The following is a 12,428-nucleotide window of genomic DNA, read 5'->3' as shown; positions in this document are numbered from 1 at the left end:
GTTTTATGTATCAGCGACGGTCTGCTTTTCCGTTAAATGCGCTTTAAGGTATTAATATACAAAATGCATTTCGTTCCGGTATGTTAGGCATAGCGCGTCACCACGACAGGAGTCCACCATGACCACGTTCGTCTTCTTTAAAAAAGGCAGCCAGCTTTTTGCGCTCGACAAAGCCGATACTGAAAAAGCCTCGCGGCTGAAAGCCAAAGGTTACGAAAAACAGTTCGAAGAAATTGACGCGGCCCTGGCAGAGCAGGCGCTAAAGCGTTACGCGGATATCAAAAAAGAAGAGGAGATCGCCCCCTTCGCATGGGCCAGCGGAGCGATTTTTTCAGGCGTTATTGTGGTAGTACTGGCGCTGGTGGGATATTTTTTCTCATCCCAGGTGTTTCACCTGTAGAAAGGAAGATATGGAAATCATTCTGATGCGCCACGGCAGGCCTGATATAGCGAATTCAGGCGTGATCGGTGCCCGAAATATGCCAGGCTGGATAAGCCGTTATAACGAGGCTGATACAGGGAGCGATGTTCCCCCTTCCACGAGCCGTCAACTGGCGGCCCGCGCAGATACGGTTATCAGCAGCGACTTACCGCGCGCAATCTCTTCACTAAAAGCACTCGGTTATGAGCCAGTGCAAACCGATACCTTATACCGAGAGGCAGAGCTTCCGGCGTATGGTATCGGCGGGCTGCGTTTGTCGCCTCTGGCATGGAGTGGCATTTTTCGCGTGCTATGGCTGTGCGGGTTATTGGGCAATGCTGAAACGCTGCATGCCGCAAAAGCGCGCGCGGCGACGGCGGCGGAAAACCTGGCAACGCTTGCCAGCAACAAGGAAGGTCCGGTGCTACTGATGGGGCATGGCATTATGAATCGTTTGATTGCCCGCCGCCTTCTTCGTCAGGGCTGGTGCGAAATCCGCAAATCCGAAGAAGACTACTGGGGAGCAGGGGTTTATCGACTTTCGGAGTGATTAAACCCAACAGCATAGGTTCATTATTATTGCAGGTAAAAGAATCATGACGGTACAGCATATCCTGATTATTGGCGCATCACGCGGGATTGGCCGTGGTCTTGCAGACACTTTCGCGCGAGATGGCGCCGACGTCATTGCCACCGTGCGCGAGAAAAAAAGCGAGGACACCCATCCGCGTATCACGACGCAAATCTTGGACATGACCGACCCGGCGAGCTGTGCCCGACTTCATGAACAGCTCAGTGCCGTAACCTTCGATGCGCTCATCGTTAACGCCGGTATCTTCGGGCCGAATCATCAGAGCGTATCGCAGGCCACCGAACAGGAGATTGCCTCGCTCTTTCTGACCAACGCTATCGCGCCGGTGCGGCTGGCGGAAATGATGCTCTCGCAGGTACGTGAAGGCGGTGTTATAGCCTTTATGTCCTCCAGCACCGCCAGCTACACAAATAACGATACGGGTGACATGGCGCTCTATCGCGCCAGTAAGAGCGCGCTGAATTCGCTGGCGCGCTCGTTTGCCGTGACAACAGCGCTGCCGGGTAAACGCAGCGTGCTGTTGCTCCACCCCGGCTGGGTCCAGACCGATATGGGCGGCAAGCGCGCGCCGGTGACGGTAGACGAGAGCGCGGCAGGGCTGAAAGACGTTATTAACGCCGCGCTGGATAAGCCGCAGTGCCGCTTTATCGATTACCGCGGGCGGGAGATTGCGCCGTAGAGGTGTATCGAAACGCCATACAGCCAGACGTTTTCAAAGCTTGATTTTATTTGCCGCGCGGCGCAGGCGGGCATCGCCGCGGCGGTCATATTTTTGCGTCGTCGTGACGCTGGCATGGCCCATTGCGTCACGCACTGTGATCAGATCTTCGCCGTTATCGAGCATCATGGAGGCGAACGTGCGGCGAAGATCGTGCGGCGCGCAGTCATCGATGCCGCACTGCATACGGCGCTCGTTCAGAATATGGTACACCGCCTGTGGGGTCAGGCGCTCAGACGTGACATCGTCACCGGCGCGAATGCGGGTGAAGAGCGGGCCGGGGTGTTCGCCGCGCACGCTGTCAGTCCAGTGCCGGAGCCGCTGCCAGACCGCATCCGGCATAAATGCCAGCCGCTCTTTATTGCCTTTACCGAGCACGCGCAGGGCCTGGTCTGACTCGAGGATGCTCGCATAATCCAGCCCGACCACCTCCGAGCGGCGCAACCCGCAGCCCAGCATCACCGCCAGCATCGCCGCGTCGCGAGGGCCTTTACAGCTTTTGTCCTGCTCGCAGAGCAAAAACAGCGCGCGAACTTCTTGTGCAGTCAATGCCCGCCCGCGGGTGAGACGGCTGCCGCGTACCGCCCGTACGGCAAGGATTTGCTGATAGCTGTCGGTATCCATCAGCTTCATCATCCACGCCTCGCGGGCGGTGCCTTTCATCGCAGACAGATAAGTGTTGATTGTGGCAGGCGCGCGGCCGGATGCCGAAAGCATCTCCAGTAAGCCCTGCACATGATGCCGCCGCAGGCTGCCCCACGGGCAGTGCTGCATCGCGCGGGCACCGAGCATGCCGGCGACGATATGCAAAAAGGATCGCATGGTCTGGCGGCTCGCGGCAGACGGCAGGCTTAAAAGATAGGCCATCGCCGGGTTGAGGGGCCGCGCCTCGCCACCCACGGCGAGCGGGCGGAGATCGCTGAAGTGCTCTCCTGAAAAAGCGCCAGGCAGCAGGTTGTCGTCAGGCAGTTCCGTCATCACCCCTCCATAAACGCACGCATCCGCGATGTTGCGCCTCGTAAAAAGTAGCAGGATTATCCCCTTAACCTCGCGTTTCGGTAAAGCTACTTTTTCAAAGGTACATTTTAATAAGTAGCCTTCATCACCTTCAGTTCGAACGGGGCAATGAAATGGATGGCAGCAAAGCGTCATCCGTTTTTGCTATGGCAATGGAACGCAGCGGTCGTGGTAGTCTGAAGCGGCAGGCGAATTTCTCACCTCTTAGGGATGCTTATTACCAATAACCTCAGGATGAACCCTGTACAGGTTTAACCTGCTATTGATAATGAAATACGGAACAGAATATTATTAAACGCTGGCTAAACAGCCACAAAAATAATAAAGATGCATCTGTAATATAGATTCATGTATGATATACCGTCATTATTAAAATAGTCACACCATCAGGAAGGTTATCGTCAAAATGACCATAGCATTGATTGTCTTATTGGTTGCTGTCATCGCCTATGCCTTTTATAAGCATACGGTTCTGGTGAAATCGCGCACGCTGCCTTCACGTGGCGGCAAACGCCGTTAAACCTCTCTCCCGGAAGCGTTGTCAGGGTTGACGACGCTTCCGCTCTCACCAAAAAAAGTCCCTTTTTCAGCAGTTTAACTGTTTTATATTTAATCATTCTGATTAAATAGCGAACCGCTTTTATTGGTACGTCTTTTATTCCATTTATTTAAAACGGAGTTTTATCGTTTAATGAAAAGCTTATCCTGCTGGCCTGTTTAAAAAACTATGGAGATATTGTCAGGAAAGTATCAGGAAATGTAAGCATTAAGAGAAAAGCCAAAATAAGCACCCGTAGTGTTTTAACCGCTGAGACCGGTTTCATAAACCAAGAAAATTCTTAAGCGTTTCTAATATTATTCTGCTGTTTTTAAACAGGCGGCAAAAAAAGCAGAGGGCTGGAAAAGAAAAAACGCGGCGAACATAAAGCCCGCCAGCGTGGTATGCGCCTCAGCGCAGCGATCCGCCATTGCTGGCAATCACGTCTTTGTACCAGTAAAAGCTTTTCTTGCGGCTGCGGGCGAAGGTGCCGCTGCCGTCGTCGTGGCGGTCGACATAGATAAAGCCGTAACGTTTCGACAGCTCGGCCTTCGAGGCGCTCACCAGATCAATCGGCCCCCAGCTGGTGTAGCCCATCACCTCCACGCCGTCCTCAATCGCCTCGCGCACCTGAACAAGATGATCGTTCAGATAATTGATGCGGTAATCATCGTTAATGGTGCCGTCTTCCTCCACGCGGTCTTTCGCGCCAAGTCCGTTCTCAACGATAAACAGCGGCTTCTGATAGCGATCCCAGAGCACATTCAGCAGCGTGCGCAGCCCGACAGGGTCGATTTGCCAGCCCCACTCAGAGCCTTGCAGATGCGGGTTCGGCACCATATTCAGAATGTTGCCGCGCGCCTGCTGGTTCAGCGCCTCGTCAGTCGTCACGCAGCCGGTCATGTAGTAGCTAAAGGAGATGAAATCGACCGTTGAGCGCAGCGCCGCGCGATCTTCCTCGGTAATAGTCAGCGAGATACCGTTGTCGCGGAAATAACGCAGCATGTAGCCAGGATAAGCGCCGCGGCACTGGATATCGCCGAAGAACTGCCAGGTGCGGTTCTCCTGCAATGCCGCAAAGACATCATCCGGCTTGCAGGTGAGCGGATACATCAGGCCGCCGAGCAGCATATTGCCGATTTTCGCGTCCGGGATTATCTCGTGGCACGCCTTCACCGCCAGCGCGCTCGCCACCAGCTGATGATGGATAGCCTGATAAATCTGCGCCTGCGTGCTCTCTTCCGGCAGGCCGACGCCAGTCATCGGCGCGTGCAGCGACATATTAATTTCGTTAAAGGTCAGCCACAGTTTGACCTTGTTCCGGTAACGGGTGAACACGGTGCGCGCATAACGTTCGAAAAAACCGATCGTCTCGCGGTTGCCCCATCCGCCGTACTGCGTCACCAGCCCCCAGGGCATCTCATAATGTGACAACGTCACCAGCGGTGTGATGTTATGCGCCGCCAGTTCATCAAAAAGCTTATCGTAGAACGCCAGTCCCGCCTCGTTGGGTTCCTGTTCGTCGCCGTTCGGGAAGATACGCGTCCAGCCGATGGAAACGCGCAGGCAGCTAAAGCCCATTTCGGCAAACAGGGCGATATCGTCCGGGTAACGGTGGTAAAAATCGATCGCCACGTCTTTAATGCCGCTGTCGCCTGGCACGCGCTCAACCACCGGGCCTAAAATGCCTTCAGGCTGCACGTCAGAGGTGGAAAGCCCTTTGCCATCCGTAAGATAAGCGCCCTCAACCTGGTTTGCGGCGACGGCGCCGCCCCACAGAAAGCCGTCCGGGAAAGTTTTCATGATGTTCTCCTGTGATTAAGCCGGTTCAGCGGCCAGCAGCGGCATGCCAGCAGTGACGGCCGTGGCCGCCACTGTCGTCACTGCGCGGTAGCTGTCGCTGTTGCTGATAATAATCGGGGTGGTTAAATCATAGCCTGCGTCAATGATGCTCTGACGATCAAAGGTGATCAGCAGGTCGCCCGGCTGTACGTGGTCGCCGACGCGCACATGGGCGGTGAAAGGTTTACCCTCCAGTTTTACGGTATCGATGCCGACATGGATCAGCAGCTCCATCCCGTTATCGCCCTGTAAGCCGATGGCGTGCCGCGTCTCGAACAGCGACGCCACGCTGCCCGCGAACGGGGCGCGCACCTCGTTACCGGAAGGAATAATGGCGGCGCCCGCGCCCAGCAGGCCGCTGGCGAAGGTCGGGTCCGGCACGTCATCAAGCGCCAGCACCGTCCCGCTAAGCGGTGCCAGCGCGGCGTTCTGCGGAAGCGCCTGAGAAGTGTTGCTGCTCTCTTTGATACGTCCCGGCAGCCCGGCGGCGAGCGTTAATCCGCAGGCGAGCACCAGCGCCGTCAGCGTGCCGAATACGCCGCCCCAGAGGGTCGCGTCCACGCCGCCCGGCGGGATCATCTGCGCGAGCGTAAAGACGCTGGCAAACCCGAACGAGTAAACGTGGCTGTGGCTGAAGCCGACAATCGCGCCGCCAACCGCGCCCGCCACGCAGCCGAAAATAAACGGCCGTCGCAGCGGCAGGTTAACGCCGTAGACCGCAGGCTCGGTAATACCGAAAATCCCGGCGGTAACAGACGATCCGGCCAACGTTTTTTGCCGCGCGTCGCGGCTGCGCAAAAAGATGGCCAGCGCCGCGCCCACCTGGCCCATAATCGCCGGCAGCAGCATCGGCAACAGCGAATCCTGCCCGAGCACCGCGAGGTTATTGACCATCAGCGGCACCAACCCCCAGTGCAGCCCGAAAATCACGCACACCTGCCAGAGCGCGCCCGCCGCCGCGCCCGCGAGCCACGGCGCGAAGGCGTAGATAAACTGATAGCCGTTCGCGAGCATCTGGCTGAGCCAGGTGGCGACCGGGCCGATAATCAAAAAGGTGAGCGGCACAGTGGCCCCCAGGCAGAGCAGGGGAGTGAAGAAATTTTTAACTGCGGAGGGCAACAGCCGGTTGCCCTGTTTCTCCAGCCAGCAGCTTACCCAGGCGGCAAAAATAATCGGGATCACCGAGGCGCTGTAGTTGAACCAGATAACCGGCACGCCGAGAAACGTCTCCGTCAGCGCGCCCGCCTGCTGGCTCGCCTGGAAGGCGGCGATCATCGTCGGGTGCGTCAGCGCGCCGCCGATAGTCATGGTGATAAATGGATTGCCGCCGAACTTTTTCCCGGCGGTATAGCCCAGCACCAGCGGAAAGAAAAAGAACAGCGCGTCGCTCGCGGCAAACCAGATTTTATAGGTGGCGCTGCTGGTGTTGAGCCAGCCGCAGACAACCGCGATCGCCAGTAATCCTTTCAGAATACCCGAGGCCGCCAGCACGCCGATAAACGGCGTAAAGATACCGGAGACGATATCGATAAGGCGCGCCAGCAGGCTGCCACGTGGCGCGTCATCGGCCGCCGGCGCCGCGTCTTCGGTAATGCCCGCCTCGCGGCAGACCGCCAGCCAGACGTCATGCACATGATTGCCGATCATCACCTGGAACTGACCGCCGCTCTCCACCACCATGATGACGCCCGGATGCGCTTTCAGGCCCTGCGCATCGGCCCTGCCGTTATCTTTAAGCCTGAAGCGCAGACGCGTGGCGCAATGGATGACGCTGCTGATATTCTCTTTGCCGCCCACGCGGGCGAGAATATCCTGTGCTAATGCCTGATAGTCCATTCCGTTTTCCTTCAATGCGTTAACTGAGTTTTAGACATAAAAAAACCCGAGAGCAGCCGCCCGAATACCGGGTGCCGCGCTCAGGTTTTGCCTGCCGGAGCAGTCACAATCCTTTTTTATATGGCCCAGAGGCCGGGGCTTAACGCCCTTCTTTTCTTACCCGCTCGATATGAATCGCGAGAAACATCATCTCTTCCGCCGTCAGCTCGCGCTGATAGCTTTTACTGAGATAACCGGAAATCTTCTCCGCGCAGCGCCATGCCTGCGGATAGTTATCTTTCACCGCCGAATGCAGCGAGAGATCGTCATCCGCCACCACGGTGCGGGTGAGCATTCGCTGCGCGAAAAACTTCAGATGGGTGACAAAACGCTGATAACTCAGCGACTCTTCATCGTATTCCAGCTGAAGCTGATACTTCACCAGTTGCAGGATCTCCTGCATCACGCGGGTGACGTGCATCACCTCGGGCATTTCGCTGTTGAGTTGCGCCGTCACCAGGTGCAGCGCGATAAACCCCGCCTCATCCTCGGGCAGTTCCACACTGAGCCGCCGGGCTATTATGGCCCGCGCCTCCTGACCCAGCGCGTACTCTTTCGGGTAGAGCCGTTTTATCTCCCACAGCAGCACGTTTTTGATCGCCAGGCCCTTTTTCTGGCGCTCGATAGCATAGTGGCAGTGGTCGGTCAGCGTCACGTAGAGGCTCTCCTGCAACCGGCCGAGCCGTTCAGCGGCGAGCGCAATGATCCGATCGCAGGTGGTCATGACCTCCAGCGGGATCTGGCCCAGCAGTTCGCCGAGGCGGCGCACCAGTTCATCACTTTGCAGCGCGAACACCTTTTCAATGCGCGTGGCGTCGAGCTCGTCGCCTGTACGCTTCTGAAAAGCCAGGCCGCGGCCCATCACGACCTGCTCGCGCCCCTGCGCATCCAGCACAAACACGGCATTGTTATTAAGAATTTTGGCGATCTTCATCCGAACCCCGAAAACAAAAAAACCTGACCTCCGGCGAGTGCCAGAAATCAGGTTTTGCCTGCCGCAGCAGTGACAATCCAGTTATCTCACCTTAGCACTTTTATTCACCAGCTCAATATATCCTCCTGAAAAACGTGAGCCAGCGCGGCTATGGACATTTAATAACCAGACAACGCGTCTACGCCTTGGGCGCGTAAAAGCGACATAACACGGCCATCGCCAGCGCGCTGCACAGCGGGAAGATGGCCAGTAGCAGCCACGGCACCGCCGCCTGCACGCCGGGCGTCAGCGCGTTATCCAGCGCGTCGCCCAGCAGAAAATTCCCGGCCAGCACCGCCACGCCGCCCATCGAGGCCAGCGCGCCGTAATGCGCCCCGAGATTGCGCCCGGCGGCGAAACGGGGAACCAGATCCATCCCCACCGGGACGATAATCATCTGGCCCAGCGTCAGGAGCGTCACCATACACGCCGCGGGCAGCAGCCGCAGCCAGCCGGCAAAAGGCGGAAGCGGGGCAAACAGCGCCACGCTGACAAACGAAGCCGCCAGCAGCCCGAAACCGAGCGGTAACATACGCGCGGGCCCGAAACGGCGCGAAACGCGCGCGAGCGGCAGTTGCAGCGTAATGATCAGCAGCGAGGCGAGAATAAAGAGCGGCCCGAGCGCGGCATCGCTGCTGCCGGAGCGGCGCAGCTCCACCGGCAGCGCCAGATAAAGCTGGTTATAGCTGTAAAGATAGGCGCTGTAGGCCAGGATAAACGCGACAAAGCGCGGCTGATGAAAGGTCTGCCACCAGGGAACAATCTGCAGCGGGCCGTCGCGATGCGGCGTGCGCGGCAGCAGTATAAACAGCGCCACTAGCGCGACAATAAATACGCCCGCACCCGCGAGCGCCATCGTTTTAAAACCAAACCCGGCCATCAGCGAGCCAAGTACCGGGCCGAGCACCGCGCCCAGTTCGCCACAGACGGCAAAAAGCGCAAACCACTCGGCGCGGCTGCGCTTGCCTTCTGCCTCGCTGCGCGTGCCGGCCTGCGCCAGCAGCGATTCAATCGACGGTGAAAACAGCGCGCCGCCAACGCCCGTCAGACACGCGCCGAGCACCACCGCCCAGAGCGAGCCGCCCAGCGCCAGCAGCAAATAGCCCGTTATACGCACCACGCAGCCGCACAGGATAATAGTGCGTGCACCGTAGCGGTCGGAAAGCGCGCCGCCCAGCAGAAACATGCCCTGTTGCGAAAATGTGCGCAGCCCGATGATGGTGCCGATAAGCCCGCCGGAGAGCAGCATATCGTCGCGCAGATAAATCGCCAGGAACGGCACCACCGCGTAAAAACCGATGTTAAACACCAGCTGGCTGGCGGAGAGCAGGTAAGGAGAGGTGTGCCTCGTGGCATGGGGTGCATGAGTGGACATGAAGACCGCATAACTGTTCAGAAAAGTAAGGGCATTCATAAAACATATTTGCGCCGTCTCTGGCAACTTTCACCGGCCAAAAACCGCTTACGAGGCGATATTGACTTCCCGCAGGCGCCCCGGTATAAGACCTCCTCTTAAGAATGATTTTCATTTGCATAATACAAATTCTAATTTGTCCGGCCCGTAACCATTCCCGTGCGGCATGCGGCGATAAAAACACGTTAAGGTTGATGTTGATGAATGCTTTAGTAAAAAACGCGCTGGCGCTCTGCCTGCTCTGCGCCGCTTCGGCGCCCGTTCTTGCCACACAATACCCGCTGACCCTTGATAACTGCGGCATGAAAGTCACCTTTACGAAAGCGCCGGAGCGCATGGTGGCGCTCGGGCAGAACACCGCCGAAATCATGCTGCTGCTGGGACTTGAAGACAAAATGGCCGCCAGTGCCTTCTGGCCGACAAAAGTGTTGCCGCAGCTCGCGAAGCAAAATGAAAAGGTCAAACTGCTGACGGTTGAGATCCCGACGCTGGAGTCGATCCTTGCGCAGAATCCGGATTTTGTCGCCGCGCAGATCCCGCTGCTGTTAGGCCCGGACAGTAAAGTCGCGAAGCGTGAAGATTTCGCGGCGGTGGGTATTAACAGCTATCTGTCACCTGGCGTCTGCGTTACGAAGAAAAACACTGGCGATATCTACGGCAGCCGCAGCCAGCTGTGGGATATGACGTACCTTTATAAAGAAATCGACGATCTGGCGAAAATTTTCAACGTCGAGGCGCGCGGTGAGGCGCTCACCAAAGATTTCAAAGCGCGCGAAGCGGCCCTGAAAGAAAAATTCGGCAAAAATCATAAAAACCTGTCGTATCTCTTCTGGTTCTCCAGCGCGTCGCCTTCCGCTGACGCCTATGTCGGCGGCAAAAACGGCGCTTCGGGTTACATCGCGCATCTGCTCGGCGGCCATAATGCCGTCACGTCTGAAAGCGAATGGCCGACGCTGAGCTGGGAGAGCATCATCGCCACCAACCCGGATGTGATCGTCGTTTCCAGCCTTGACCGCAACCGCTGGGCGCTGGATAACGCCGACGCGAAAATCCAGTTCCTGAAAACCGATCCGGCGGTCAGCCAGCTCGACGCGGTGAAAAAGGGGCATATCGTGGTGATGGACGGCCAGGCGATGAACCCGACCATCCGCACCCTCTACGGCGCGGAGCAGGTGGCGGCGCAGCTTGAGAAGCTCGGGCTGAACTGATGGCGGACGTCTCTTTAACCGTCACCCGGCGTCTGCCGTCGTTCATCCTGCTGGCGCTTTCTGTCGTCGTGCTCGCGCTGGTGATCGCACTGAGCGTGGGCATCGGCGAACTCTCCATTCCGCTGCAAACCACCTTTGCGGCGGTGACTAACAAGCTCGGCCTGACCGCCGTGCCGCTTAACCGCATCCATGAAACGGTTATCTGGGATTTCCGTCTCAGCCGGGCGCTGGTGGCCGCGTGCAGCGGCGCGGGCCTGGCTATTTGCGGCGCGGTGCTGCAAAGCCTGCTGAAAAACGCGCTGGCGGAACCCTACGTGCTCGGCGTCTCCGCCGGGGCGTCGACCGGCGCGGTGTCAATCGTCGTGCTCGGCATCGGCAGCGGGGCGGTGTCGCTCTCTGTGGGCGCGTTTACCGGGGCATTCGCCGCGTTCGCGTTCGTGGCACTGCTGACCAACGGCGCGCGCGGCGGCAATGAGCGCACGATCCTCGCAGGCGTCGCCGCCTCACAGCTTTTCAACGCCATCACCGCCTATACCATCAGCACCGCCGCCAGCGCACAACAGGCGCGCGATGTGATGTTCTGGCTGCTCGGTAGCTTCAGCGGCGTGCGCTGGCCGGAATTTCAGCTCGTCCTGGCGGTTGTCGTCATTGGGCTGGCGGTCTGCCTGTGGCACGCCAAAGCGCTGGACGCCTTTACCTTTGGCGATGACGCGGCGGCCTCGCTCGGCATTCCGGTCGGTTACGTGCGCCTGATCCTCTTTGCGGTAACGGCGTTGATGACGGCGGCCATTGTCAGCATGGCGGGCTCGATTGGTTTTGTCGGGCTGGTGGTGCCGCACGTGATGCGCTATTTCTTCGGCCCGCTGCATCGCCGGTTGCTGATCGCCTGCGCGATGATGGGTGCCATCCTGATGGTGCTGGCGGACATCGCCTCGCGCACGCTGATAGCGCCGCAGAGCCTGCCGGTGGGCGTGGTCACCGCGCTGGTCGGCGTACCGTTCTTTGCGGTGATTCTGTATCGCTCAAGGAGATTCTCATGAGCATCCGCGCGGAAAACATCAGCTGGTCGGCGGGTAAAAAGCGCATCGTGAATAACGTGTCGCTGAGCGTGCCGACTGGACAAACGCTTGGCCTGCTCGGCCCGAACGGCTCCGGGAAATCCTCGCTGCTGCGCATTCTCGCGGGGCTTCGCCGCCCGGATGCGGGCAGGGTGTTGCTGGACGATGGCGATATCGCGCGGTTGTCCAGGAAAAAGCTGGCGCAGCGCGTGGCGTTCGTTGAACAGCACGCCATGACCGACGCCAATATTTGCGTGCGCGACGTGGTGAAGCTTGGACGGATCCCGCACCATTCGCCGCTCTCATCCTGGACTCACCAGGATGATGAGATTGTGCGCCAGGCACTGGAGCGCGTGGATATGTTCAACCGCCGCGACGACGGGTGGCAGCATCTTTCCGGCGGCGAGCGGCAGCGCGTGCATATCGCCCGGGCGCTGGCGCAGTCGCCCGGCGAGATTTTGCTGGATGAACCGACCAACCATCTCGATATTCATCACCAGATGCACCTGATGCGCCTCATCAGCGAACTGCCGGTGACGAGCATTGTGGCGTTGCACGATCTCAACCACGCCGCGATGTTCTGCGATGCGCTGATTGTGATGCAGGGCGGGCAGGTGGTGGCGAGCGGGACGCCGGATGAGGTGCTGACGGAAGCGATGCTGCGCGAGGTCTTCAAGGTGGAGGCGCGCATTGAGGTTTCACCCCATCACGGCAAAAAGCACATCCACTTTGTTTAATCAAAAACCGTAACGTAAAACGGCCCCGTAAAGGG

At 58.3% G+C, this 12,428-nt stretch carries 11 protein-coding genes; 6 read left to right on the top strand and 5 right to left on the bottom strand.

Going from position 1 to position 12,428, the window contains the following annotated elements; all coding sequences use genetic code 11:
* The first annotated feature begins 118 nt into the window (after positions 1 to 118).
* Genes AFK66_RS20535 through AFK66_RS20525 form a run of 3 tightly spaced genes read left to right on the top strand, consistent with a single transcriptional unit; the run spans position 119 to position 1,692 of the window.
* Positions 119 to 400 carry a hypothetical protein gene (locus tag AFK66_RS20535; protein WP_007780985.1) on the top strand — a complete coding sequence of 94 codons (282 nt, stop codon included), beginning with the start codon at positions 119 to 121 and terminating at the stop codon, positions 398 to 400.
* 10 nt (positions 401 to 410) lie between these two features.
* A complete protein-coding gene (locus AFK66_RS20530; RefSeq protein ID WP_032968600.1) occupies positions 411 to 971 on the top strand; it encodes a histidine phosphatase family protein in 561 nt (186 codons plus the stop codon).
* A 46-nt stretch (positions 972 to 1,017) separates the two neighbouring features.
* On the top strand, positions 1,018 to 1,692 hold the full coding sequence (locus AFK66_RS20525) for an SDR family oxidoreductase (RefSeq protein ID WP_023897669.1): 675 nt from the start codon (positions 1,018 to 1,020) through the stop codon (positions 1,690 to 1,692).
* Positions 1,693 to 1,725: 33 nt separating this feature from the next.
* On the opposite strand, the gene AFK66_RS20520 is transcribed toward AFK66_RS20525, so the two are convergent.
* The 5 genes from AFK66_RS20520 to AFK66_RS20500 form a co-directional block, all read right to left on the bottom strand.
* Complete coding sequence (locus tag AFK66_RS20520; protein WP_032983408.1) at positions 1,726 to 2,709, bottom strand: tyrosine-type recombinase/integrase; 984 nt, start codon at positions 2,707 to 2,709, stop codon at positions 1,726 to 1,728.
* 988 nt (positions 2,710 to 3,697) lie between these two features.
* On the bottom strand, positions 3,698 to 5,089 hold the full coding sequence (locus AFK66_RS20515; protein ID WP_007780970.1) for a glycoside hydrolase family 1 protein: 1,392 nt from the start codon (positions 5,087 to 5,089) through the stop codon (positions 3,698 to 3,700).
* 15 nt (positions 5,090 to 5,104) lie between these two features.
* A complete protein-coding gene (gene bglF, locus AFK66_RS20510; protein WP_032983409.1) occupies positions 5,105 to 6,964 on the bottom strand; it encodes a PTS beta-glucoside transporter subunit IIABC in 1,860 nt (619 codons plus the stop codon).
* Between the two features lie 139 nt (positions 6,965 to 7,103).
* On the bottom strand, positions 7,104 to 7,937 hold the full coding sequence (licT, locus tag AFK66_RS20505) for a BglG family transcription antiterminator LicT (RefSeq protein ID WP_023897666.1): 834 nt from the start codon (positions 7,935 to 7,937) through the stop codon (positions 7,104 to 7,106).
* Positions 7,938 to 8,115: 178 nt separating this feature from the next.
* Positions 8,116 to 9,351 carry an MDR family MFS transporter gene (locus tag AFK66_RS20500; protein WP_050505975.1) on the bottom strand — a complete coding sequence of 412 codons (1,236 nt, stop codon included), beginning with the start codon at positions 9,349 to 9,351 and terminating at the stop codon, positions 8,116 to 8,118.
* A gap of 239 nt (positions 9,352 to 9,590) precedes the next feature.
* On the opposite strand from AFK66_RS20500, the gene eitA reads away from it, so the two are divergent.
* Genes eitA through eitC form a run of 3 tightly spaced genes read left to right on the top strand, consistent with a single transcriptional unit; the run spans position 9,591 to position 12,393 of the window.
* Positions 9,591 to 10,598 (top strand): siderophore ABC transporter substrate-binding protein EitA, encoded by a 1,008-nt coding sequence (gene eitA, locus AFK66_RS20495; RefSeq protein WP_032968240.1) that lies wholly within the window; start codon positions 9,591 to 9,593, stop codon positions 10,596 to 10,598.
* Positions 10,598 to 11,638, top strand: a complete 1,041-nt coding sequence (locus tag AFK66_RS20490) for a FecCD family ABC transporter permease (RefSeq protein ID WP_007775694.1) — start codon at positions 10,598 to 10,600, stop codon at positions 11,636 to 11,638. Before eitA ends, AFK66_RS20490 begins: the two co-directional genes overlap by 1 nt.
* Positions 11,635 to 12,393 carry a siderophore ABC transporter ATP-binding protein EitC gene (gene eitC, locus AFK66_RS20485; protein WP_007775695.1) on the top strand — a complete coding sequence of 253 codons (759 nt, stop codon included), beginning with the start codon at positions 11,635 to 11,637 and terminating at the stop codon, positions 12,391 to 12,393. Before AFK66_RS20490 ends, eitC begins: the two co-directional genes overlap by 4 nt.
* Positions 12,394 to 12,428 lie beyond the last annotated feature (35 nt).

The sequence above is a fragment of the Cronobacter malonaticus LMG 23826 genome (genome assembly GCF_001277215.2).
Lineage (GTDB): Bacteria > Pseudomonadota > Gammaproteobacteria > Enterobacterales > Enterobacteriaceae > Cronobacter > Cronobacter malonaticus.
Note: the sequence above shows the minus strand (reverse complement) of the source record. Positions and strands in the feature narration are given on the sequence as shown.